This window comes from Candidatus Gracilibacteria bacterium (assembly GCA_041660965.1).
Lineage (GTDB): Bacteria > Patescibacteriota > Gracilibacteria > BD1-5 > JAGOOR01 > JAGOOR01.
This window is the reverse complement of sequence record JBAZVH010000001.1, coordinates 67,003-92,435: the sequence shown is the minus strand read 5'-3', so window position 1 is coordinate 92,435 and position 25,433 is coordinate 67,003. Positions and strand designations below refer to the sequence as shown.

Here is a 25,433-nt window from a genome sequence, read left to right as displayed (position 1 = left end):
TTATCCTTTTTGTGGATTTGGTTGTAATTTAAATGCTACTTTTCTTTCAGGAATACGAGGTTTTAGTAGAGTATATAATCTTTGCACTACTCTCTGGATTGTGCCTCCAACACAATCAATAGAGGGGGTACATTCAAAATCAACAGTACCTCAGACGATAATATGTGTTGCTGCAGTATCTGGTAAATCTTCATAATCCAATCTGAGACCATAGAACTCGTCCATTATCATATGCGCTCCATAGCAAGATCCTCCTCGAGTATCACCAGATGATGCATCTTCTATCATTTCTTGTAAATCAGTACTTGCATCAAGTATATTTATGGTCCTTTCTAGGAGTCTCTTTTCGAGTAAAAGGTATGTATCTTCACGCAACTTACGAAGATGCATATATTTTTTGCTCCAGTTTTCTTGATTTTTTTCTGGTTTTCCAGCTTTTGGTGAAGGATTCATTTTTATATTTTATGTATTTTTCAAATAGAGTCAATGAATGGTAAAAAAATTGTTTTTATAAAAAAAATATTATTATCATACCTATGAAAACTACCGCTCTCTATTCTGATATTACTGACTGGTTTTTTTCGACACTGGAGACACTTCTTGGTACACAAAAAACTGTGACGATTGCTCTCCCAGGAGGGCATTCCCTAGATGGATGGTATGCTTCGGTGATCTGAAATGTAGATATCTGGAAGAGGATTGATGCCACTCGTCTTCGTTGGTGTTTGGTTGATGAGCGCTGTGTCCCTGCGGATAACTTAGATCGCAATGATACGTATGTTTGGGAGACATTTTTGAAACCTCTTTGATTCACATTAGACCAATTTCTCTGTCTTTGAATGCCTGAAGTGAATGCCCTCGAATATTCTGAAATAATAGGTACACCTGATATAGCGATTTTTTGACTGTGACCCGATGGACATATCGCTTCACTTTTTCCAGGACATCCAGCACTTTCGGCACAATCTGAAGGATATATCCATATCCATGATGCTCCGAAGATGCCACCTGAGCGTATTACCCTCACGATTCCAAGCATTCAAAAAATTTCACATACTGCTTTTTTTGCTGTGTGACCTGAAAAACAAAAAGCATTTGAAGATTTTCTTAATCCCATGATAACTCCTATCGAGTGTCCAGCAAAATTTCTCAATCCTGATATTATTTTTCAGGGATAGTGCTCGTTGGCTTGAGGAGTTGTGCAAATATTTCGATTGTCATCCCAGGTGTTACATCAATCCTCTTCAGCTCAAGAGTCTTTTTGGATATATCTGTTTTCCCCGTTTGTGTGGTAAATGCATAACTATAACCAGATGTTTTTATTTTGTCGAGTGTCGCATAGGTATAGCGTCACTTTGGGTAAATAAAAATATAAATAGGAGTATGAAACCATTTTTCGAGATCTTTTTTACTCTGGTCTATCTGATAGGGCATATACTCTCTTGATAATTCGGAGAGATTGGGATGATGCCAGGTGTGACTTGCTATTTCCCAGCCAGCCATTTGGAGACGACGAATATCGGATCAGAAAAGGTAATCAGACTCGTCTATTCTTGCGAGTATGAGTCCCAGCACTCAGACAAAATCGTATTCTTTCATAATAGGGTATGCTTGCGTTACTACATCATAGTGTCCATCATCAAACGTAATCATAACAGATTTGCATGGAACCATGTTTTCGTGGATATCACGAGAAGTGATAACTGTATAACCATTTTTATGGAGAAATTTCATCTGTGATTTGAATTCTTCTGGTGAGACTGAGATATCACGTGCTGCACTGTCGAGGGCAGAATAATCTCTTATGTGATGATACATCAAGGTAGTAAATTCTGTCGTATGGCATTTTGTATCTGCTGAGAGACCAAACGAAGAAAGCCCAAATAAAGAACTGAGAAATGTAATAAGAAAACTCATAAACAGAACAAATCGATAATACTGAAACATGGCGGAGAGTAGGAGATTCGAACTCCTGGTGGGTTTCCCCACACACGCTTTCCAAGCGTGCGCACTAGGCCACTATGCGAACTCTCCAGGCAGGCAGTCTGCAGTATAGGGACAATTTGTATTTTTCAAGCGAAATAATATCGGGAATACTACTTGACTCGTATCACTTTGATGCCTTCATTTTCGCCACTATTTCCTGCTTGCCTCATGAGGGGATGGCTTTGTTGTTTCATCTTATTTTCAGGTATGATAGCGCTCATTGTCTTGAGGTCATTGAGGTCGATTTCGACCTGTTGTACTTGTGTGCGAGGTGTGGCCGAGAGGAGTCCACGGACAACACGATAATTGATCTCATCCATCATCTTCACAAACATCTCATACGCTCGTTCCTGGTAGACGAGGAGGGGTTGTTTCTGATTATATCCTTCAAAGGCGACATCTTCCCGGAGCTGAGACATATTTTCGATATGTTCCATCCAGAGTTGATCGATTGCTGCGAGGTAAATCTCCCTCTGAAATTGGTCGAAATTTCTTCCCTCAAACATCTTTCCGAGAGCTATTCGCTTTTCTTCCCAGAGAGCTACTATTGCTTCTTTTATTGTTTCAAAATCTCCTGTTTCTATCTTGATTTCCTTATCGAGCATTTCACTGAGAGGGGCATTCAATCCTTCAAAATCTATTCTTCCTTCGATATCATGGAGCATCAGCATGCGCTCTGCTTCTTCTCTAAATATTTTTTGTATGACAAGATCAATATCAGATTGTGCTGTTTCATTTTTTGCAAAATCTTCGAGGAGTTTTTGGCGTTTCCCGTAGACTATAAAACGATGCTGATTGATGACATCATCATATTCGAGGACATGTTTTCGCATATCAAAGTGGTGCCCCTCGACTTGTTTTTGGATAGCTGTGATACGTTTTGTCAGTGTCTTACTCTGTATGAGCGGTTCATCTTCTGGGAGACTTGCGAAGAAAGGAGAGTTAAACATCGAAAACAGTTTATCACCCCCGAATATACGCATAATATCATCATTTGGAGAGATGAGAAATTGGCTCATACCTGGATCTCCTTGACGTCCGGATCGTCCACGAAGCTGATTATCGATACGACGTGTTTCGTGTTTTTCTGTACCGAGGATAGCGAGCCCTCAGAGCTCCACGACTCATTCACCGAGCTTGATATCTGTTCCTCGTCCTGCCATATTGGTTGCTATGGTAACCGATCATTTTTGTCCTGCCTTCCCGACGATTTCTGCTTCACGGGCATCTTGTTTTGCATTCAATACTTCATGTGGTATTTTCTTGGCAGTGAGCATATCACTGACGATTTCTGATTTTGCGACAGAGACAGTACCGACGAGAATCGGTTGACCGGTTTTATGGATTTTTTCTATTTCATTGATGATAAAAGCAAATTTTCCTTGTTCATTTTTGAACAGGAGATCCGCTCTGTCATCACGAATCATCGGTTTATTGGTGGGTATCTGGACGACATCGAGTCCATAGATTTTTTGAAATTCTTCTTCTTCTGTTTTTGCTGTACCAGTCATACCTGAGAGTTTTTCATAGAGGCGGAAAAAGTTTTGGTAGGTGATATTTGCGAGCGTCTTGCTTTCTTTTTGGATGGTGACACCTTCTTTTGCTTCAAGGGCTTGGTGAAGACCATTACTAAACCGTCTTCATTCCATGGTACGTCCTGTATGCTCATCGATGATGAGGATATCATCACCACGAGCGAGGTAATCGATATCACGGATATAACAGGCCTTCGCTCGTAGCGCATTTTCGATATGATGGAGATCATTATAGTGCTCTGAGACAAAAATACTCTCGATACCGAGCATCTTCTCTATCTTTGCGATACCATCATCCGTGAGGGCAGTGGTTTTACTCTTTTCATCGAGGGTATAATCAGTTGTTTTTTCGAGTTTGCTCGCCATTTGAGCGAATTTGAGATATTTTGAAGTTGCCTCATTATCAGGCGAGGAAATAATCAGCGGTGTCCGAGCTTCATCGATAAGAATCGAGTCAACTTCATCGATAATACCAAAAGCTTTTCGAGACATCACCTGGTCTGCGAGACTTCTTGCCATATTATCACGGAGGTAATCAAACCCCAGCTCAGTATTTGTCACGTAGACGATGTCATGATTGTATTGTTCCTTTTTTTGAGAAGTAGATTGTCCATTGGCGACTACTCCAGTTCGCATTCCGAGAGTACCATAGATAATACCCATTTCCTGGGCATCACGACGAGAAAGATACTCATTGACAGTAACGACATGGACTGGATCTCCGGAGAGCGCGTTTAAATAGGCGGCGAGAGTTGCGACAAGGGTTTTACCTTCTCACGTTCGCATCTCTGGGATATTGCCTCCATTGAGTGTCAGTGCTCCGAGGATTTGTACATCAAACGGTATCATATTCCAGACTTTTTTACTGTCATCGGGGAGGGTAAATTCTTGATCGTAAATAATCTCACAAGCTCTGCGATGCAGAGCGAGTGCTTCAAATCGGAGATCTTGGACCATTGCTTCTCGAGAAGCAATATAGGTTTTATGATTTTGTTTTATCTGGTCTGTTTTTTCTTCGAGGGAGAGGGAAGTGTCATTTTCGATACGATCTTTTTCTGTCACAAATGCGAGACGAATGGGTGCAAAACGTTCTTTGAATTCGAGCGTTTTTGCCTGGACTGCCTCGACGGTATCAATCGTTTTTTTGTATTCTTCTTCTATTTCTTTGATTTTGAGAAGGTCTTTTTGATAGCGGTGGAGGACTTTGATAGTTGGGTCGCCAAAGAGAGAAGAGATAATACTCATAAAAGGGGATTAATAGCACGGAAGAAATACTTCCATAATCCGCTCAGTATAGAGATTTCCGCCTATTTTGAAGCTGAAATAATTGACTTATTTCATATTTTATATTTATTACATATATTTTTGGTTTTTGCTCGACTTTTAGTACTTTTTTCTATACTGTCACCAGTATATTTTTACTATTTCTCCTTGGAAAAACACAGTTCTGACATTATTGATGAAATCATTTTCGCCGTCATAAAAGACGAGAGCATTACTGATAAAACAGCATTTCAAAAGCTCTGTAATGCTATTTATGCGCAGACAAAATTGGCTAAAACTATTCCGAGCATTGCCTTTATAGAGCGCTATCATGAGATGGTGAGTGATGCGAGGATCTCTCCGTCACCACGAGTTGAGCGGATATTTCGTAAGAGGGGAGTGCGCAATCAATCAGGTATTGCGGTGATTTCTCTTTTGACGAAATTTTGGTGATGTCCTGGAAAATGTATCTATTGTCCGACATTTGCTGGGCTTCCAAAGAGTTATATCCCTGATGAACCAGCGGTGATGCGTGCGCAGATGAATGAATTTGATCCAGTGAAACAAGTCTACAATCGTCTTCGGAGTCTGCGTATCACGGGTCACTGTATCGATAAATGTGATGTGCGAATTATTGGCGGCACCTGGTCTGTGTATCCGAAGCTGTATCAAGAAATGTTTATCAAGGCCATTTACGATGCCCATACGACCTACGAGGAACTGGAACCATTTATTGAAGGTACCTCGACTGGTACTGATAAATTCGCAGAATTTAAGATTAAGCAAGGTTTTAAAATGAGAGAAAGTGCGACGCTTGAAGAAGCAAAAGAACGCAATATGAAGTCTCGCTCACGGGTCATCGGTATGCAAATCGAGACTCGTCCTGACTGGATAAATGTGGAGGAAATCGAGCGACTTCGCTCATATGACGTGACACGAGTGGAGATAGGATATCAGACGACGGATGATAGAATTAACGATCTGAATAAGCGGGGACATGGCAATGCCGAATCTATCGCAGCGACCAGAATGCTCAAGGATGCAGGATTTAAAATCTGTGCTCATATGATGCCAAATCTTCTTGGCTCAACTCCTGATATTGATCGTTCTTCTCTGGCTGAAATATTTAAAAATCCCGACTATCGTCCAGATGAACTCAAAATCTATCCGATGATGGTGACAGATAAGAGCGAACTTACACAAATATGGCGCGATGGAGGATTTACTGCGTACGATGATGAGACGCTGATAGCGCTCATGGCGGATCTCCTCGAGATGGTGCCACCGTATGTCCGACTCAATCGTGTCTATCGTGATATCCCAGCCCATCAGATTCTTCATGGCTCACATCTCGCCAACCTCCGACAAATAGCAGAAGAACTTCTCAGAAGTAGGGGAGGACAGCTCATAGATACTGCTTCACGAGAAGTAAAATGAAAGGCCTTTAATACTGACGATATTCGTCTCGTAACTCGAGAATATGATGCTTCACAATGAAAGGATTATATGATATCATTTGAGGAAAACACCTCTGTTTTTGATAAAAAGAAAACTAAAGGAGCAATACTCCCCCCTGATAAGGGGGGGCAGGGGGGTTGTGAAAAAAAATATTCCAATAAAGCCCCCTTGTGAAAGGGGGATGCCTGCAAGGCAGGGGGATTGTGTAATACAAAATCCGCCTATTCCGATGCTGATGAATATCTCCCCTATAATATCGAGCTCTGAGACTATGCGAAAGAAATGCGAAAAAATCCAAGTCTTGCAGAAAAGCGTATGTGGTATGATATTCTCAAGTATAAAACACTGAAAAAGTATTCATTTCTGAGACAAAAACCGCTCCTGAATTATATTGCTGATTTTTATTGCTCGGAACTTAAATTGGTCATCGAGGTAGATGGAGATAACCATGAAGACCAACGATGGTACGACGCAAAACGTACAGATGAATTGGAGAAATATGGGATTACTGTTCTGAGATTTCACAACTTGAAAGTCATGGATGACCCAAACGGTGTTGAACGAGATATTTTGGAATGGATTAGAGGATTTTTATCTTCACAATCCTCCGCCCGCTCGACAAGCTCGGGGCACCTCCTTTCACAAGGAGGCAATGATGCGGCAACACTCTATTCACTTCTTCGTCTGCGTATACCGTCACAGTATTTTACTCATGAACCGCATTTCTTGCCAGTCCTCGAAGGAGCTGCATTGATTCGGGAGATTCATACCTTTGGTGAACAGCTCGGTATCTGAGCACGAGCTGATGATGCTATTCAGCACCAGTGACTCGGAAAGTCTATGATGCTCGAGGCAGAAAAAATCGTCAGAGAAAAATACCCAAGCATTAAAAAAATAGCCGTTATTGCGGGTGTCGGTGTACGTCCGTATTTTGAGAAACTCGGATATATGCTCGAAGGGGGGTATATGGTGAAATACCTGTAGAATAAAAGTATTGACATAGTAATAATTATAAATATAGTAAATTTACTTATTTATTAATAAATAATACTATGCCTGAAGCTGAAATGCCTAGAGTTGATACTGGAGCTGGTTTAAACTGAGATCCTCAAGATGCTCTGCAATGAGTATTATCAGATTTTGATCGTGTCCGGGCTGCTACTGCAAAAAGTGGAAGGAATACAGTATGAAGTTTATTAGAGTACTCAGTTTATCATGATTATGGTAAAGGGAATCCAAAGATTGTTTCAGACATTGAAAGTCGGACGAAAGCAATTCAAGAAATTGCTACAAAAAATGGTCGGAATTCCCAGGAAGAACTTCTGTGAGTAGATAAGCTTATCGTATGGGTAAATGAGTTACAGGACCAAAGAGAAAAAACTATACGAGCTTACTCTCTCTATCTCTATCTCGAACAAGAGATTGCTTGAATTGCAGATGAGTTAAAGGAGTCCAAAAGAGACTATATTATCTTTTTACAGGAAAAAATTGCTGAATTATCGGGAACAATAGGATCATCAAAAAATGAAAAACCTACATTGCTTAGAAAAATATTGCCTGTTGTCAGAAAATATACACTCGCGGTGACATCGGTAGTCGCGTTGTGAAGTTTGTGATATGCTAAACATCTTAAAAATGAAAATAGTCGTATTCAGGGAAATTATGATCAGGCTTCTTCGATTCTTGAGGGTGAACGTAAGAAGAACTCTTATCTTGAACGGAAAGAAACTCTTTTATTGAAAGACATTGCTTCAAGAGACGAATCTTTAAAAAATGCTAGCGATAAATTTTATCAAGAACATAAATGGCTTAATGATCAGGAGATAGAATCGGCAATATATTATGATTGATTTGCTGAGATTTATTTATTCCGTTTGGAGTTTATTCATCAAGATACAACTATTAATAATCTTTTTTATTCTTATAAGGATAAGATTCAATATATCATAAAATATCCCTTTGCAACTTGAGATATACCCATCAAGGGAAACACAAAGCTGGGTCGTGCTGACCTAGATCAATTTATCAAAGATGCAGATGACTTTTTTTATAAAAATTATCCTAATCATAAGAGAAAGGAGTGACCTCCACCAAAATTTCCTCCACCACCATACTTGCGCTAATATTTTGTACTTTGAGATTGATCTAATAGTAGAGAATACTTAAAAGTTATAGATTAGTTATGATTTCCCATTCCTCAATCTCTCCTTCCGCTACTTCAAAAATCGGATGAGCACTGAATTCATTGGAAGCTTTTATTTTTTCAAACTTTTGCGGATCTCTCATTTGGAGTTTTTTCAGAAGATGGTTTTTCTCGTATTCTACTTGCCCCTGTGTGACTGTGAGGATTATCGGCTGGAAATTCCAATCTATTTTTTCTCGGTTAAAATTATAGTTTCTTTGAGATGCTTCGTGGTACACCTCGGATAAATATTGATTAATCGCATTGAGAGGATTCTCTGTATTTTTAAATCTCAGGAGTTGAGGATGATTTTTGTATCCTTTTATATTTCCAGTGAGGACATTCTTTGCCAGCAAAGTCTCTCGCCAGAGAGCAACAAGTCATTTTGTGTCCAGATATTTTGGATGGAGAGACCAGATGCGCATAGATTATTTCCTCGTTGAGACATCCCAAATACGAGCAAATTCTTCGACGAATTTTTCTCCTTCTTTTGGGTTTTTATGAATCAGGGCATTTTTCCCGCAACACATGAGATGACTTTTCATGAGATCGATATTCGCTGATTTCAGAAGTCCGAGAGCAGCATTTATCTGTTGCCCGATGTCGGCACAGTAGGTGTCTTCTTCTATCATCTGTGTGACTTTTGCGAGGGTGCCTTGTGTCTTTTTGACAGCGAGCAGGAGCTTTTTTTTGAGGACAGGATTGGTTGATGTTTTCATAGAGAGAGAATAGAGATAGAAAGTAGAGATAGAGATAGAGCAGAAGCGAGAGAAAGGATTTCTTTTATTGAAATGATAGAGAAAAACTATACATACCCATTCCGCAGGTTCATGGGACTTTTGTGCCAGCTTTTGGTGTGCCGAGATCGATCTCAGTCTCACCAGTTTGTGGGAGCATGCCTCTGTAATTGGCAGCTCGTATGATAAGGGCAGATGAGCAATCATAGGTATTGTCTGTTTTCATGATGAGTTTTGTTGGCATACCTCACTTTGCAATGGTGGTGCGAGGTGAATACCCCCCTCTTGCCTCAACGGTGATATATTGTACTCCATCACGTATTACGACATTTGATGCCGTGTTGGTGCCTGTAGCGCTTCATCCAGAGGATTGGATCATCACGAAACCGATGATAGCGATGAGGACGAGAGCTATAACAATAGAGAGTGCCTTATTGGGTGGAGATTTTTTAGTCATAGAGTAAAAATTAAAAAAGAAGAATTAAAAATTGATAATAGGTGGTATGATGCCGAGACTTGTTAAACCAGTAATGAGAGAGAAAGCTCCGAGACCGATAACGACGATACCGACAGACTTGAAAAAGAGAGGAGCGTATCGTGACTTCGCAAATGATGCGGATCCAAATGAGAGAAGAGCGAGTACTGGAAATGTCCCAAGTGCAAAGAAGAGCATAATCAGGAGGCCCGAGAGAAATGAGCCACTTGAAAGTGCAGATATCTGCATCGATTGAGTAAACCCACAAGGGAGAAAGAATGTTCCGATACCGATGAGTAATGGCCCAGAAAACATACCTTCCCCTTTTCTAAAAAATGAAAAGATGGAACTCGGAAGTGTGATGGCACTTTTTTTGAAAACTCCTGCGAGATTGAGTCATAGGACGATCATTACAAGTGCTGCTATGAGTCCGAGTATAGAGGAAAAAGTCACACTAATTCCAATAGTACTTCCGATCATTCCCAGTATTCCACCCAAGACTGCGAATCACAGTATTCTCCCCGAATGAAAAAGAATAATGGCACTTTTCCCTTTTGTTCCGCTATATCCCATCTGTGCTGAGAGCGAGAGTATGAGCCCTCCCACGATGGCAAGGCAGCTAGAAATAGAAGCAATGAGCCCAATAATAAAACTGGTTGTCGGTGTGATGCTACCATTGACGGAAAAATTGAGAATACCTGATTTTTGCAATGCAAAGAAGAGTGCCAATATAACAAGACCTATTGGTAGTGCTTGCCAGATAAGTCAGTTATTTTCTGAACTTTCTTCCTGTTTTTCTTGGGAAAGTTCATATCCATGTTCAGATAGCAGGGGTGATAATCTCGCCATATTTTCTTCGATTGTTTCATCATTTTTGCAATCACATGTTAATGTTTGTTTCTTAATATGTACTTGCCCGACAATACCTTCTTGTTCCTGGACAATATCTTCGATAAGTATTTTACATGAAGGACAGTGGAGTCATTTTATATGATAGGTGTGTGTTTTCATAATAGAAGAGGATTATAGTTTTTTAGTCTTGACACGCAAGGAGTTTGAGACGACTGAAACACTTGAAAATGCCATCGCAAGACCTGCGAAGATAGGATTTAATAGCCAACCAAAGAGGGGATAGAACGCTCCTGCAGCGAGCGGAATACCTACCACATTATAGATAAACGCCCAGAAGAGATTTTGTTTGATGCCTCGCATGGTGATTTTTGAGAGACGAATAGCTTTGACTATTTTTGTGATATCACCATGGAGAATAGCAATATCAGCACTTTCAATAGCGACATCAGTTCCCGTTGCCATCGCAATTCCGACATCCGATTGGGCAAGAGCGGGAGCATCATTGACTCCATCACCCACCATTGCGACGATATGATTCTCCGATTGGAGTTCACGGATTTTCATGAGTTTATCTTCCGGAGACACTTCAGCAAATATTGTTTCAATACCAACCAGGTTTCCAATATATTCCGCTGTATTTTTTGCATCCCCAGTCATCATGATGATTTTGACACCGAGCTTTTTGAGCTGCGTAATGGCATCCTTGGTTTCAGATTTGAGTGTATCGGCTACCATAATCATCGCAAGAACTTCTTTTTTGTTTGCGAGAATAATAGGAGTTTTCCCTTCTTTTGTTTCCTGGTCAATCAGCGAGACGTCATATGCCAATTTCATATCGTCCATGAGTCGAGCATTACCGACAAAATATTCTTCTCAGTCGACTTTTCCCTGGAGTCACTTTCCTTTGATTGATATAAAATTCTCAACACTCACGAGGGATATATTTTTTTGCTCAGCATAAGAGACTATGGCCTCTGCAATTGGATGCTCAGAATATTTCTCGAGAGAGGCGACGATGTGTACGATTTCTTCATCTGTTTTTTGTGAGATATTGTGTATGGCTGTGAGTTCTGGCTTTCATTTTGTGAGCGTCCCTGTTTTGTCCATAATGATAGTATCGACATTATGAAGTTTCTGAAGCGTGGCGGCATCTTTTATGAGGATTCCTGCCTGCGCTCACTTTCCTACTCATACAATAATAGCTGTTGGTGTGGCAAGTCCGAGAGCACAAGGGCAAGCAATAACGAGCATACTCACAAATGAGACAATACCGAGGGAAAGGGCTGCGGAAAATCCGAGATAGGATGTACCGATGACGAGCCATGCTCCGAGGGTAAGGAATGATAATATGAGCACGACCGGGACAAATACGGATGAGATTTTATCAGCCAGAGCTTGAATGGGAGCTTTACTTCCCTGGGCTGTTTCCACCATTTTTATGATTCGAGCGAGCATAGTCTCTGCTCCTATTTTTGTTGCTTGAAATCGAAATGATCCAGTCGTATTGATAGTACCAGCGACGACAGAATCACCAATATTTTTTTCCATAGGAATTGGCTCTCCCGTAATCATAGACTCATCGACAAAAGATTCTCATTCAGTGAGTATTCCGTCGACTGGGATTTTTGCTCCTGGTTTTACGATGATGATATCGCCATGTACGACTTCCTCCAGTGGTATTTCGTATTCTTTGTTGTCTCGTATGACAAGCGCTGTTTTTGTTTGTAAATTGAGAAGTTTCTTGATAGCATCACCTGTTTTATTTTTGGAGCGAGCTTCGAGATATTTCCCGAGCGTGATAAAACCGATGACGACGATGGTGACATCAAAATAGGTATATTCTGGCAAAAGAAACGCTTCTCGTATGTCTGGGAAAAGAGTAATAATGACACTATAGACATAGGCGGTGAGTGTGCCAATTCCAATCAGTGTATCCATATTTGCGACACGATACTTGATAAAACGAGAGACACCCAGCAAAAATGGTTTTCCAATCCAGAAAAGAACTACCGATGCTACTATCATCGAGATAATATTAAAGGTTTCCATGGGCAAGGGAAGACGGGGCACCCCTACAAAGAGCTGGGATGCTATATCCCACATCATCAGTCAAAATATGAGAAATGTGATAGGGAGTACAAATTTTACTTTTTCTCATTCCGCTTCCATAGATTCATGGTTCATATCGTGCATGCCACTATGATCATGCCCCATACTCATTACTTCAGGGTTTTCTGTATCAGAGAAGCTATACCCTAGAGGTTCAAGGGTTTGGTTCATTGTGCTTATGTTTGTTTTTTGTGGGTCAAAACTAAGTACAGCTTTTTCTGTTCCAGGGTTCACTTCAATATGCTCTACCCCTGAGAGTTTGGAGATTTTTTTTGTGATAATGCTGGCACAACTGGCGCAATGCATGCCGTGTACTTTGAGTGTGGTATTCATAAAATAGAGTTAGAGGGGAGAGAAAAATATTAGATTTGGTACCATTCTTTTCTCCAGTTCTCAAATATTTCCATTGTTGTCGTAAAGAATGTACCTACAACATCAGCATTGTTGAGTATTTCTAGGCGTGAAGATTTGGTTTTGATATCATCCGTCATCATAAGACCCGCTTCATGATGTACTAAGAGGGCATTGAGGAATCGGAGATCATACTTTTCATCATAGGTTCCGAGTTTTGGGACGACTGGGTCGCGTACTTTATGTGTGTCACCATACCATGATTTTTTCCAGTTATACAACTCCTGTATGGCAACTGGTTCATTTTTGAGTATATCAGCAGTGAGGTCTTTTATTTCTTTTCTTTGAGTGATATTTTGAGCCTGTTCCGCAAGCAGCACAGCGCCTCTATGATGAGCTATCATCGCATTGATATAGCGTAAATCTAGTCCACGATCAGCACGACCAAAATCCATCTGACTCTTATCATACATAGAAATCCGATATGCCGGAGTAAGCGAATATCCAACCACGGTACCTATAATAGTCCCAATTATAATGAGAGATACGCTGAGAGTAACTGATATCTTTGACATATAAAACAATTAAGAAGTATAACCTATACCTGGGGTAGAGGTATAAAGAGTATATACCAAAAAAATATTATTGCAAAAGATTTTTCGAAAATACTCGATTTTCATCTTCCCAATGAGCTTTTTTATTTAATGTCCTTCTTGATATTTTCAAATTCCTCACGCTTTATTTCACCTTTTGCGTAGCGCTCTTTGAGAATTTCTAGGGCGCGGTCTTTCTTCATCGGTTCAGAGTAATGCTTTGCCAAAAGGATAACTCCGTAGATTACAAGACCCCAAAATAGTATCATAAAAAGAAAACCGAATGCATGAAACGGGGCATATCCATTAAAATAGTACATCATAAATTTATTGGTAAGGAAATAAACTACTCTGGAGGTGAATCATACTTCCGAAAAACAAAAAGACAAGAATAGATGACTTGTATTTATAGTATTATTATTGAGACGTAATTTTTTATTTTACTTCACATACTTGTACACATTGCAGAGTACATATCTCCTGTTTGGTATTACGACAGGCGGAAGTGCACTCATTGAAGGTTCCCCCAATATTTTGACAGGTATCCATATCAATACCCAGACATTCTCAAAATTCTTCTGACCATTGTCATCCTGATTTTTCACAAGGAGAGATTGTGACTTTTACCCCGCTGATAAGAACCTGATTTGTCAGAATAAATAACAGTGTACCAATGACGATAAAAACTCACATGAGAGGGAGAAATTTTCTCATACAAAAAAAGAGAAAGTATTAAGTTCCACGGAGTCGATATCCTTTTTTAGCGAGCTGAGCAATGATTGTTTCCTGAATTTTTCCTGCTTCTTCATCAGTGATCGTAGCATCTGTATTTTGAAGAAGAAATGAAACCACTACAGATTTTTTCTCATCCCCGATATGAGCGGGATCACGATAAATTTCTGATACATTTATATCCGAGACCCAATCATTTGACTGTTTTACAATATCGAGAACCATTTTGACAGGAGTATCTTCTGACATAATGATATTGAGTTCTCGTCTGGTTCCTGGATATTCAATAATTGGAGTGAATTTTATCGGTCTATGAATATCTGGAAGTGTCACTATCTCAAAAGCATAGACCTCAATATCTGCAATATCAAAGAGGGGAAGGAGGGTAGGACGAATAAGTCCAAATCGTACGAGCACTGTTCATTCTGGACTGATGATTTCTCCGCATGCTTTTGGTGCGAAGAGTTTTGTGTCAATCTCTGACTGGATTATCTCTCCACGAATTCCGAAGAATGTTTTCGCGTAATGTGTGAGAGTATCTTGCATTTCTTCGAGAGAATATCACCAGATAACCCCCATTCCCTGGAGGGATTCTTCTCCATCAAATATGGGACCAAATTCAAAGAATTTTCCTTCCGTGTGTGTACGATAATTTCCTGCTACGAGCTCAAGAAGATTTTCTGCAAGGTTTGCACGGAGATGTGTCCTATTCTCACTGGTATTATGGATAACGGCAGGTTTTTTGTCAGAAAATCGTGCGAATCTTTCAGCAAGTGTAAAGGGGTATGTATAAGCATCGAAGTACCCGTGATTCGCAAAAAAGTGAGAAACTTTTGTAGTGACCTCATCATGAGCATAATTTTTTGCTGTGAGAATCGGACCAGGAAGAGGGGAGATTGGCAGAGTGTCATAACCCACCATTCGCGCTACTTCCTCTACTAAATCAGCGGAAATACTGATATCACCCGTGTCACGCCAAGAGGGAACTGTGACGATATATTCAGATTTATTTTGATTTATATTAAATCCTAGTCTTGTCAGAGTATCGAGAACTATTTTTTCTGAAACTTTGGTACCAATACGATCTTCAATATAGGCATGTGTCAGAGTAATCTGTGTTGGTACTTTCGGTGTTTCATGAGCGAATCCTCCTTCGTATTTTGTGTTTTTAATATACGTAGTGAGTAATTGTTCATATCGTGCTGATGCAATTTCTGGTAATTGTGCGTCAACTCCTTTTTCAAATCGCACTGAGCTATCAGTACGGATTCAGAGCCGTTGAGAAGTTTTTCGGACACTGACTGGATCAAATGTAGCTGCCTCAATCAGGATATTTTTGGTTGTTTCTGTTGTTCCAGAATTTTTTCCACCAATAACGCCCGCAATGGCGAGGATTTTTTTCTCATCCGCTATGACCATGTCTTCATCGCTGAGTGTGTATGTTTTACCATCAAGCGCTTCGAGAGTTTCTCATTTCTTTGCCATCCGTACTGAAATAGTTCATTCTACCGTGTCAGCATCAAAGACATGCATTGGTTGCCCGAGCTCTGTCATAACGATATTGGTTAAGTCAGGAAGAAGTCCATGAAGTCCTTGATTACTTCTCTTGAGGAGAATTTGAAGTACGAGCGGAGTCTCTGGATGGTTTGGAAGAGAAAATTTTGTAAGTAAATAATTTATAACCTTGTCAGTCCCTATATTGACCTTTAATTTATTTCAATCCCCCTTCGATTCCCCCTTTCACAAGGGGGCATAGTTGAATGTTTCTTTTTCGATGCAGGCGATTTCTCGTGCATTTCAGACGACAGAAAAAAGGTCAGGGCGATTGGTGATAAATTTATTATCGAGATCAAAAACAATATCATTCATTGCGTAGCTAATATCACCTGTATATCCTGGAAGTGTGAGTGAGAGAGATCCAAACGGTTCTCCGAGGTGTTTCTCGAGGAATTCTTCGCTCCAAACGATTTCAAGTGGGAGAATGCCTTCAGCGCGAATAGATGAAAGCCCGAGCTCATCGACACTACAGATCATACCACAGCTATCTACTCCACGAATAGGGCGACGAGTGATGACGAGGTCTCCTGGAAGCACAGCATTTTCGAGAGCCACAGCAACATAATGAGCTATTTTTGCGTTGGTTGCGCCACAGACAATGGTGTGTTTTCCATTTTTCCCAGTGTCAATATCGACGAGTCCGAGCTTATCGGAGTCTGGATGAGGATTCCATGCTAGGACTTTCCCGATAACTATCTTATCATCAAAAATGTAGGAGTCGATACCCTCTACCTCGGCAGTATAGGTAGAATAGGTATGTGCGAATTTTTCGAGAGCGTCAGCAGTATATGCTGGCATAGGGCTCCAGTGTTTTGCCCAGTTAAGAGATATTTTCATCCCGATATACTATAGAAAATCTAGAGAAATGCAAAATATCTTCTTTTATAAGCTGTCTTTTTATTTCTAAAGAATATCCTCCACCTGTTTCTCATATTTCCCTCGGAGATAATTGACCGTGATATCCACCATTTTTGGTTCTTCTCCTGGTGCGAGCCATATATCATTATTGACGACGATATTAGCATATTTTTTACAGGGTTCTACATAGTTTTGGTATCCAGCTTCGACGAATTGCACATAAAAGAGGATATCATCTCCGATGCCAGGGGTTCCCATATCTGATCGTGTTTGTCACTTTCACCAGTCTCGTATCAGGCGTCTTGCCATACGATTCACTGGAGATATATCGATAAATATCCCGATATCGCTCATAGCTCGAATACGCTCATCACAAAAAGGAAAAAGACCATCTATAATGATAAAATCTTTTGGTTCGATTATTTTCCCTGGCATACGTTGAGATTTTCCTGTTGGATTATTTCCAAAATCATAGGAGGGAATTTGCACGGATTGACCTGATTTGAGGCGTTTCAAATGCTCGACAAGCAAGTCTCTATCTATGGCATCCGGTGTATCAAAATTTTTAAATGTTTTTCCCTGAAAATCGACATACAGGTTTTTCGGAAACTGATCATCAGGAAAATAATACATATCCATCGGAATCGTATTTACTCTTTCTGCTCCGATGGAGGCGATGATTTTTTCAGCAAGGTATCATTTTCCAGAGCCACTTCAGCCGATAAGAGAGATGATATGCATAGCGTATTATAAAAAACTGAGAAAATCCTGTACCATGGCTTCCATAAAACGGTCTCAATCGACATTTTTTACGACAAAAGTATGTGTCGATGGTTGAGCGATATTTCGAAGGTCGGTGACTGTTTGTCATCGAGTGTATTCGCCTTTGGTCTCTACTCGGACTGGGAGAAATTGTCCAGAAAAGAGATGCGGATAGACGAGCATAGCGACGACGCTTGCGTCGTGGACGAGAAATCCCTCAAGTCAGGCCGTTTCTCGGAATGCCATATTGGTCTCAAAAGTATGAAGAGTCAGCGCTTCAAGGAATTTTGCTTTTTTCTTGGGAAGTTTTGTGATAATGCTTTTCATTTCTCGGCGGGTGAAGATCAGCTGAGATGTCACATCGAGGGGGAGAAGGACAGTATTATTGACGTGTGAAAGTACTGTATCAGCTGATTCCGGATCGTAGGAAATATTAAATTCTGCCACTGGTGTGACATTTCCTGATACTTGAAAGGCTCACCCCATCGCTATGACTCTTCCAGTATACGTATTCTTGTCTAAATATTTTGCCATATTGGTCATCGGACCAAAGCAAAGTATTTGTGTTTCTGGATATTTTTTGAGAGTTTTCTCTATCAGGTCAGCACTTGAGAGAGGTTTTTTTGGTACTTTTATTTTTTGCAAAAATTGGCTCGCATCTCATAAGCCATCTTTCCCATGAATATGAGAAGCATTTGCACTCGGAGATATCAGAGCACTACATCCTATAGAAATATCCGTGATTCACATAAAATCACATGCTCTGAGTGCGTTCAGATATGTCAATTCTGGTCCTACATTGCCTCCAGTGGTAGTAATAGCATGTATCTGAATAAATCATTTTTTATGAAGTCCAAGTGCCCAGAGAAGTGCGAAAAAGTCGTCTGTTCCAGGGTCACAGTCGATGAGTATCTGAGGCACTTTTGCGGTATGAGTATTTATCATATCACTAGAATACACTATTTTCTTGTTTTTTGCAAACGTATTTTTGGTAAATTTCTCTTAAAAGTGAGGTTTCAGAATATGAGCAGGAAAACCCCGAAAGTAATCGCTATATCAGCTATATTAAAGACCGAAAAATACTGTACACTGATAAAATCTGTTACTGATCCAAATAGACTGCGCTCGAGAGCATTGAGAAATCATCCAGTGATGATGAGTATATATCAGATTTTCTCTCGTTCTGATAGTTGTTTCCATGATCTGAGAATACAATAAAGAAGTCCTCATAAAACAAGAGGTATAATGATATGGATATAGGGGAGTTGTGTGCTAAATGCTATTCCGGTGTTTCTAATATACGTGAATCGTATTACGTCTCCGAGGAGAGCAACATCTGGTGACCAAATATGTGCCCACCATTTTGTGAGTATATCGGCCACGGTGGTTCCTAAAATAATGAATATTATTTTCTTCATACACTCCATAATAGAGTATTTGAGATTTTTTCAAAAGAATCATAAAAAACTTTATTTTTAGTTCTTTCAAATAAAGGAGAAAAAATAGACAAAAGTATATAAAGTTGATAAAAATATATTCTTCGTATAATAAAAATATATATGACCAATCTCTCTCTAGAGTTTTCAGATTCTGATGTAATTGGTTTTTTGCAAGAATCTTTTAGGGCCTTGCATCCGCGATACTGAATCGATCAATCAGGTCACACTGAATGATTGATGTGAAAAAAAGTTGTGAGAGTCGAAGAGCCACTATGAATACGCCTTGCCAGATATTCCATAAGGGTATTAGAGTTAACAGAATTTTTTTGCCCAATAACTGAAAAACCACTTACATATATTTACCTTCGTTGATTTTGTCCAGAGCGTGGAGTAGCCATGGAGAGAGTGAGCTCGATATGATGAGCGTACCATGGAGTATCAAGAAATACTCCTCCAGGACGTTTCTCAGGACCAGTATCCATTCGGGATCCATATCAGTATTTGGATTCAGATGAGCGCTCATATACTGCAGCTATGGTGGTTATGGGCGTTTTGAATGATTTAGGTAGGATTTTACACTGTAAGTGTCCGCAAATAGCTCCTGGTTCTATTAGGCACCTTGCTTTTTCTGTAAATGGTTCAGAGTAGTTACTAGATCTTTCTTCAGATCTCCTTCAAAGTTATATTTTTCTCCTTCCATTTCAAAGACAAGTTTCCATGCGTGAAGGAATTGTCTTGTGAGTCAAAAGTGTTTTTTTGCAAAAGCATTTTCATTTTCGATTCCATACCTCTCATCGCCTAAAATAGGATGACCGATGCCGGCCATATGGACACGGATTTGATGTGTTCGACCTGTTTCGAGCGTCACTTCGAGAAGGGAATACGTTTTCTCATAAAATCGAAATGATTCTTTGACGACATAATGTGTTATAGCATGGCGCGATTCTATGGGATTTTTGGTTGTCATTTTTGTACGGTCGTGGGGGTCACGTCCGATTTCTGATTGTATTGTTCCGACAAGGTTCTTAGGTGTTCCGATTACCAGGGCAAGATAGGTTTTTTGTACTTTGTGATCGTGAATAATTTTTTGCAGCTTTCGCATCGTGATATCGTTTTTTGCTACGAGGATAAGTCCGCTTGTTTCTTTATCAAGACGATGGACGATTCATGGTCTATCTTCTCCGACTTCTCGATGGAATCCCTTGATTTGTCCAATAAGCTGATTGACGAGAGTTCATTTTTTCCCTTCTGGACTGGCGGTCGGGTGAGAATTGATACCAGCGTCTTTATTTATCACGATAAAATCATTGTTTTCAAAAACGATTTCTAGAGGACGAAAGTCTGGCTCGAGTGATGAAGGGGTAGAAGTGATTTTCATCTCTACGATATCACCCCTCTGAGGATAATATTTCCCCAGTTTTTTATATTCTTGTTTTTTCTGACACCAAACCCGTATTTGTCCTGTGGCGAATCATTTTTGAATCTGCGATCTCGAATACACCCCGTCAAAAAGAGCTGATAGAAAAACATCAGCTCGGATTGTTTGGTTATGGAGAATGGAGAAGATAAGTTGCATGAACGATTATTTTTTTTCTTCCTTGCCATCTCATTCGAAAGGGATAGGTTTACCGTCGTTGACAGCAATTCATAATTTTGCGAGCGCTATTCTCTCTGCACGAGTTGGTGTATAAAAAGGGTCTTCTGCTATCTTCTTTCTAAAACTGGCGAGGATTTCTTCATTTTTCTTTTGTTGTGACATCACCACTATTTCTGCTTGTGAGGGTAGGGTAGGATGATTATCAGAAGGAGGTGTTGATTTGGTGGTATCATCCGTTCATCAATTTTCCAGACATAATGCCGATATTACACAACAAGCAATTAGCGCTGTGAGTCATAGATTCCACTCTGTTCATCCGTGATCAGTAGTATGCTTAGATCGTTCGATAGACATAGTGTAAAATTAAGAGTATATATTCTATTCGGAAAGGTCATCAAGTCCTCAGACTATTCATGCTCCTTCTCTTTCAGTTGTAGAATGCAGAGGAAGTTCGTTCTGTCATCTTGGAGAACAACTCTCCAATCCTGCAACACCACTTAGGATTGCCAATACAGCCAGTAGTGTTCTCGATAAAGGACCACGTGACAGTATGGTCCGGTTATCTTCATTATCTAGTGTATCTAATGCCATATTGCAATAATATCTACTTATATTACTGACTATATCTACTTGTCAACATTAATTCACGTACACGTTTTTTGTATAGCTAAAGACCTCTTCTGCTTTGAAAAAACGAGTAATCTCGATATCTGCAGAATCGATAGAGTCAGAGGCATGAATGAGATTGTAGTCAATCGTACAAGAGTGATCACCACGGATCGTGCCAGGAGCAGCGAATTGGGGATCTGTAGCACCGCAGATATTTCTGACCTGTCTTACCGCATCAATACCCTCTATGACCATAGCGAGCACTGGTCCGTCAGTCATATATCGAACAATCTTTGGGAAATAAGGTTTTTCACTGTGATGACCGTAATGTTCCTTCAGCAATTCTGGAGTCATAGCGATAAATTTCATACCTACCACTTTGAGACTCTTTCTCTCGAGTCGTGAAATGATATCACCCACGATACCACGAGCGATAGTATCTGGCTTGAGGAGAATAAGTGTCTTATGTATGTCGAACTGTGTTTTACCTACTTCACTCTCTTTTTTACCTGCATTGTGCATAAAAATATAATAAGAAATAAAAATCAACGGGAGTATATATTTTTGTCTGTATTTGGCAAGAGCAATACTTGAAAAAGCCATATAATACGTGTATGATGGTGAAGTGTCTCTATTTTTGTGACTTTATGAACCTTCTTTCTCGTATTTTTTGATATTTTATTGTAGTGCTTTGTGTGGTAACTGGGACTATTTTTGCCATTCCCTATGAAGATGAAATGTATGGAAACACTGAAAAAGCTGTCCAACAAAATAGTGCAAAATATTATACAGACGCTACAAAAGGTCTCTCTATAAAACTCAATACCATAGCTCGAGAAAATCAGAGTGACCCCAATAGTGACCCTGGTCTCGCCTCACTGATAGCAAAATGCAAAGGTGGTGATCTCTTTACTACTGATCTTGATCAAATCAGTGCATCTCTGATGCCTGGGATTAACCAAGGGGAAAGGAGTAATTTTTCATATGTTCTCATAGCTTCTTCTCTGAATAAAAATATAGGAAACCTCACTCCAGCTGAATGAAAAGCCCTGGATACACTCGTCGGATGATCACTCCAGTCTCTCAAAAAACAGACAGATAGTGCTATGTCTACTGCTAAAAATATCAAAGATATAAATCTCTATACGGATGGTGATGAGAAAAATTCTCCTTTTGATCTCGTAGCTGATGTGCAAAAACTTATGAAGCTTTTTTTGAAAGATCCGCTAGAATATATGGGACTCATCAATACTATGAATGATGATGCCAATGGGCTGATAACCGGTCGTTTTGAGACTGGTAATTGGGCACAGTGAACACAGTATGAGATCGACCTAGCGAGTGATATCTCATCAGCGCTTGGTCAAAAGAAAGAGGGGTCTTCTGGTGGAGGTGGTAATAATGAATCGGATTGTTCGAGCGGTTTTTGTATTACGCTCGATATCATCACAAATGAGAGTTATTTTTCCGGTGGTGGATGAAGAAGATTTGTTGATGCAAATTTTGAGGAAATTTTTGGTTCTGCTCATGATTTTCTCATCAAAAAAGGAGATAAAAGAAATCTCGCCTGCAAAACTGCAACTTCTAAAAATCATTTTCAATCCAATAATGACTTGAACTTATTTTTCAAAAATATCTTTCGTGGTCTAGGTATTTTTGTCTTTCAAAAAACGCCTCCATTTGCAAAACCTAAAGCTGGAACCCGCTCAGAAAGAACCGCATTGCAAAAGGAAAAAGATACAGACGATGTCATCGCGAATTATTTCAAAAATTCTGGTGTCGATCCGAAACACCTCCTTCTAGGTAGAAAAGAACAGATTGTGGAATGAGCTGCCCTGAGGGGATCCACAACACCTCTTGGAGCTGCGCAAAACGTCACTGATGCTCTCAGAAAGACATGAGAAAATGACACTATAGCAAATGAATTATCTCATAACCAAAAAGCAAAAGTGAACACGACAGCGAATACGATAGCAAAAAATATCTGAGGCACGATTGAATCCACGACAAAATCATTTGGCACTATGATGCAAGATCTGCTCAAAAGTCTCACAGCATGGAAAAATAAACCACCTTGCTGAAACTAACTCTATTCTTATGCGTCCTCCGTTTTCTCATTTTCTGTGCTATATCTCTTGTTGTGTGTGCTTGGCGTATTCTTTGCCGACATTTGCTGAGGGGTGTAGTCTGAGTGATACCTCGAGTTCTCCGATACAGTCGTATAAAAAAAATATCGATACCCTCAATACCTTTATCCGTCAGCAGGCATCTACATCTTCGTGTGAGTCGGGGCAATCTCTCAGTGCTGTGTCTCTGATGCAAGAAGTCTCTGCTTTTACATCTAGGGCATGAGACGTTTTTACTCAATCATCCTCATTTCTCGATCCAGCTGGCCCTGTCAATGAACTCAAGCCACATAGAGAAAATATAGAAGAAATCGAGCGTAGCATACTCGATACGACACAATACGTCTGATCACGCTGTGCTGGATGACAAAAAATTACTGAAGATGCATTCCAAGGGAAAGGATGATATGATACCAGGTGAAGGACTATCTCGAATGTTTTGGATGAATTGGCACGAGAAACAAATGAAGTAAAACGATTTTTCGGTATTATCTGACAGGGGATTCAGGCCGATGAATATATCGATGAAGTACCATTTCCCATTGCGTCCCCTGGATTTTCAGCCGATATGTATGTGTATTTTAGCCCAAAAAAAATCCAAGAGTGTCGTGATAATAGTCCGCGCAAAAAGGCCTTTATGGAAATGCTCAAAAGTGCTTTCACGACAGGATGGAAATATCCACAAGCGATACAAGTCTGGAAAGATGCCATGGCACTCCTGCTCTATCGATGAAGCTCCCTCGCATGAGGTCCTGCCGATGCCGTCAAAGATGCCGAGATAGAACGTATCGTACAGGCAAGGAGATGATGACTCGGTAATTCTGGCATTGTGATCAATAGTCAGTTTTTCAAAGAATATTGATATCGTCCCAAAAGCCAAACTCCCCAAGAAACACAGCAAGAGATGATAAAGAGAGTATTCTTTGCAAGAACTTGATATGATTTTATCCGGAGAGTGATACCGAGTCTTGTCGCACAAGAGGGGGGAACAGGCGGATCGGGCTATATCAAAAATATCCAAACTACCGAAGAGCTGGATAAAATAGCACGATGGCGCGCTCAAGATGAAGCCAACTATGATAGATATCATAATAGAAAGAAAACTCTCGTAGATGCTGAGGCATTGGCAGAAAATGCAAATGCTGGAGTCAACACTGTAGATGGCACCAAAGAGCGTGAAAAAACATTCACCGAAATTACAAAAACAATTGACCAGGGTATAGACCCTAAACAAGGAAGAGTATAGGATAGAGAGTGTGCCCGGAAAATATTTTCACGACTCATCAAATACTCTCAATTTACTACAAATTTTTAAGAGCGAGTATAACTGTGTATTTTTTTGTAAAAAAAACTCTTGCATTTTTATAGAAGAAACTATACTATTTTTATAACGTAATTATTCATTATATATAATAAAATTATCAATTATGAAATTTGAAAAAATTGTAAAGAAAATGAAGAGAAAATGACAAAATATCTGGTCATCTCGGGATATTGAAAAGTTTATTGTCTCCGCTTCTCCTGATTCTCGGAGCACACTCTATAAGGTGGTTCACCTCCTCGTAGCGTCTGGAGTTTTGGTCTCTATTCGGAAGGGGCTCTACCTCTCAGGACAGGAACGAGGGAGCAAACCGCTCGATCCACAGGATTTTTATTGGAATATCGTTCGTAAAACTCTTGCGGATTCTTATGCGAGCCAGGGGGTTATCGTCGGGCAAAAGGCGCTTGCCCTTCTTTTAAAAGATTTTTCTCTTCCAGAGTCACTCTTGGTCTGTGTACCAAAAACCCCTAAAAAGATGACCATCCTCGATGGGTATATGATGACCACGTTGTGTCCAAAATCTGAGAAAAAATCATGACTCTATCATACTATCAAGAAATATGCTCAAAAAATAACTGTCGATAATACATCGCTCTGGGTGACTTGCCCAGAACATGCGCTTCTAGAGGCACTAACTACTCGAAATGGCTGGGATAGAGGAGATACCTCTCTTGTACTTCGTTGGCTCAAAAAAAACTCCCACACACTCCGTATGGAAGTTTTTGCTGCCCTAATACCAAATAAATATATCTCTGCAGCTAATCGCTTGAAATACCTCGCTTATGATAACAAATATGCTAAAATCTATACTATGATGGTCAAAACTATTGACCTCTACTGAGGCGGGTGTCACTTGAGTCGGGAGTTTTTGAAGATGTGATAACAGCATGG

Annotated in this window: 25 protein-coding genes and 1 tRNA gene; 6 read left to right on the top strand and 20 right to left on the bottom strand. The window is 40.0% G+C overall.

Annotated elements, in window-relative coordinates:
* Nucleotides 1–453: a hypothetical protein gene (locus WC753_00495; GenBank protein MFA6079946.1), complete on the bottom strand. Its 453-nt coding sequence runs from the start codon at nt 451–453 to the stop codon at nt 1–3.
* Nucleotides 454–536: 83 nt separating this feature from the next.
* Here WC753_00495 and WC753_00490 point away from each other — a divergent pair, with 83 nt between their 5' ends.
* A complete protein-coding gene (locus WC753_00490; GenBank protein ID MFA6079945.1) occupies nt 537–1,178 on the top strand; it encodes a 6-phosphogluconolactonase in 642 nt (213 codons plus the stop codon).
* Here the strand turns inward: WC753_00490 and WC753_00485 are convergent.
* The 3 genes from WC753_00485 to secA form a co-directional block, all read right to left on the bottom strand.
* Nucleotides 1,162–1,917, bottom strand: coding sequence for a polysaccharide deacetylase family protein (locus WC753_00485; GenBank protein ID MFA6079944.1), 756 nt, complete (start codon nt 1,915–1,917; stop codon nt 1,162–1,164). The two genes, WC753_00490 and WC753_00485, sit on opposite strands and share 17 nt — an antisense overlap.
* A gap of 29 nt (nt 1,918–1,946) precedes the next feature.
* Nucleotides 1,947–2,034 (bottom strand) — tRNA-Ser (locus WC753_00480).
* Nucleotides 2,035–2,096: 62 nt separating this feature from the next.
* On the bottom strand, nt 2,097–4,766 hold the full coding sequence (gene secA, locus WC753_00475) for a preprotein translocase subunit SecA (protein MFA6079943.1): 2,670 nt from the start codon (nt 4,764–4,766) through the stop codon (nt 2,097–2,099).
* Between the two features lie 186 nt (nt 4,767–4,952).
* On the opposite strand from secA, the gene WC753_00470 reads away from it, so the two are divergent.
* Complete coding sequence (locus WC753_00470; protein MFA6079942.1) at nt 4,953–7,226, top strand: tRNA uridine(34) 5-carboxymethylaminomethyl modification radical SAM/GNAT enzyme Elp3; 2,274 nt, start codon at nt 4,953–4,955, stop codon at nt 7,224–7,226.
* Between the two features lie 68 nt (nt 7,227–7,294).
* Nucleotides 7,295–8,365, top strand: coding sequence for a hypothetical protein (locus tag WC753_00465; protein ID MFA6079941.1), 1,071 nt, complete (start codon nt 7,295–7,297; stop codon nt 8,363–8,365).
* 46 nt (nt 8,366–8,411) lie between these two features.
* Here the strand turns inward: WC753_00465 and WC753_00460 are convergent, their stop codons facing one another.
* The 16 genes from WC753_00460 to ndk form a co-directional block, all read right to left on the bottom strand.
* On the bottom strand, nt 8,412–8,849 hold the full coding sequence (locus WC753_00460; GenBank protein MFA6079940.1) for a pyrimidine dimer DNA glycosylase/endonuclease V: 438 nt from the start codon (nt 8,847–8,849) through the stop codon (nt 8,412–8,414).
* A gap of 3 nt (nt 8,850–8,852) precedes the next feature.
* Nucleotides 8,853–9,143 carry a metal-sensing transcriptional repressor gene (locus tag WC753_00455; GenBank protein ID MFA6079939.1) on the bottom strand — a complete coding sequence of 97 codons (291 nt, stop codon included), beginning with the start codon at nt 9,141–9,143 and terminating at the stop codon, nt 8,853–8,855.
* Nucleotides 9,144–9,207: 64 nt separating this feature from the next.
* Nucleotides 9,208–9,618, bottom strand: coding sequence for a hypothetical protein (locus WC753_00450; GenBank protein MFA6079938.1), 411 nt, complete (start codon nt 9,616–9,618; stop codon nt 9,208–9,210).
* A 24-nt stretch (nt 9,619–9,642) separates the two neighbouring features.
* Entirely contained in the window at nt 9,643–10,647 is a 1,005-nt protein-coding gene (locus tag WC753_00445; protein MFA6079937.1) for a sulfite exporter TauE/SafE family protein, read from the bottom strand.
* A 12-nt stretch (nt 10,648–10,659) separates the two neighbouring features.
* On the bottom strand, nt 10,660–12,930 hold the full coding sequence (locus WC753_00440; protein MFA6079936.1) for a heavy metal translocating P-type ATPase: 2,271 nt from the start codon (nt 12,928–12,930) through the stop codon (nt 10,660–10,662).
* 29 nt (nt 12,931–12,959) lie between these two features.
* On the bottom strand, nt 12,960–13,523 hold the full coding sequence (locus tag WC753_00435; GenBank protein ID MFA6079935.1) for a DUF305 domain-containing protein: 564 nt from the start codon (nt 13,521–13,523) through the stop codon (nt 12,960–12,962).
* Between the two features lie 122 nt (nt 13,524–13,645).
* Entirely contained in the window at nt 13,646–13,744 is a 99-nt protein-coding gene (locus WC753_00430; GenBank protein MFA6079934.1) for an SHOCT domain-containing protein, read from the bottom strand.
* Between the two features lie 232 nt (nt 13,745–13,976).
* A complete protein-coding gene (locus tag WC753_00425; protein ID MFA6079933.1) occupies nt 13,977–14,255 on the bottom strand; it encodes a hypothetical protein in 279 nt (92 codons plus the stop codon).
* 18 nt (nt 14,256–14,273) lie between these two features.
* Nucleotides 14,274–16,667, bottom strand: coding sequence for a phenylalanine--tRNA ligase subunit beta (pheT, locus tag WC753_00420; protein MFA6079932.1), 2,394 nt, complete (start codon nt 16,665–16,667; stop codon nt 14,274–14,276).
* A gap of 66 nt (nt 16,668–16,733) precedes the next feature.
* Nucleotides 16,734–17,429 (bottom strand): hypothetical protein, encoded by a 696-nt coding sequence (locus WC753_00415; GenBank protein MFA6079931.1) that lies wholly within the window; start codon nt 17,427–17,429, stop codon nt 16,734–16,736.
* 6 nt (nt 17,430–17,435) lie between these two features.
* Nucleotides 17,436–18,395: a nucleoside hydrolase gene (locus WC753_00410; GenBank protein ID MFA6079930.1), complete on the bottom strand. Its 960-nt coding sequence runs from the start codon at nt 18,393–18,395 to the stop codon at nt 17,436–17,438.
* Nucleotides 18,396–18,409: 14 nt separating this feature from the next.
* Nucleotides 18,410–18,868, bottom strand: coding sequence for a signal peptidase II (gene lspA, locus WC753_00405; GenBank protein MFA6079929.1), 459 nt, complete (start codon nt 18,866–18,868; stop codon nt 18,410–18,412).
* A 370-nt stretch (nt 18,869–19,238) separates the two neighbouring features.
* Nucleotides 19,239–19,412, bottom strand: coding sequence for a hypothetical protein (locus tag WC753_00400; GenBank protein ID MFA6079928.1), 174 nt, complete (start codon nt 19,410–19,412; stop codon nt 19,239–19,241).
* Between the two features lie 87 nt (nt 19,413–19,499).
* Nucleotides 19,500–20,465 carry an RluA family pseudouridine synthase gene (locus tag WC753_00395; GenBank protein ID MFA6079927.1) on the bottom strand — a complete coding sequence of 322 codons (966 nt, stop codon included), beginning with the start codon at nt 20,463–20,465 and terminating at the stop codon, nt 19,500–19,502.
* Between the two features lie 6 nt (nt 20,466–20,471).
* A complete protein-coding gene (locus WC753_00390) occupies nt 20,472–20,840 on the bottom strand; it encodes a hypothetical protein (GenBank protein MFA6079926.1) in 369 nt (122 codons plus the stop codon).
* A 285-nt stretch (nt 20,841–21,125) separates the two neighbouring features.
* Entirely contained in the window at nt 21,126–21,617 is a 492-nt protein-coding gene (gene ndk / locus WC753_00385; protein MFA6079925.1) for a nucleoside-diphosphate kinase, read from the bottom strand.
* Between the two features lie 125 nt (nt 21,618–21,742).
* Between ndk and WC753_00380 the strand changes: the two genes are divergently transcribed.
* The 3 genes from WC753_00380 (at nt 21,743) to WC753_00370 (ending at nt 25,425) form a co-directional block, all read left to right on the top strand.
* Nucleotides 21,743–23,182 carry a hypothetical protein gene (locus tag WC753_00380; protein MFA6079924.1) on the top strand — a complete coding sequence of 480 codons (1,440 nt, stop codon included), beginning with the start codon at nt 21,743–21,745 and terminating at the stop codon, nt 23,180–23,182.
* Between the two features lie 10 nt (nt 23,183–23,192).
* On the top strand, nt 23,193–24,467 hold the full coding sequence (locus WC753_00375) for a hypothetical protein (protein MFA6079923.1): 1,275 nt from the start codon (nt 23,193–23,195) through the stop codon (nt 24,465–24,467).
* A 181-nt stretch (nt 24,468–24,648) separates the two neighbouring features.
* On the top strand, nt 24,649–25,425 hold the full coding sequence (locus tag WC753_00370; GenBank protein MFA6079922.1) for a hypothetical protein: 777 nt from the start codon (nt 24,649–24,651) through the stop codon (nt 25,423–25,425).
* Nucleotides 25,426–25,433 lie beyond the last annotated feature (8 nt).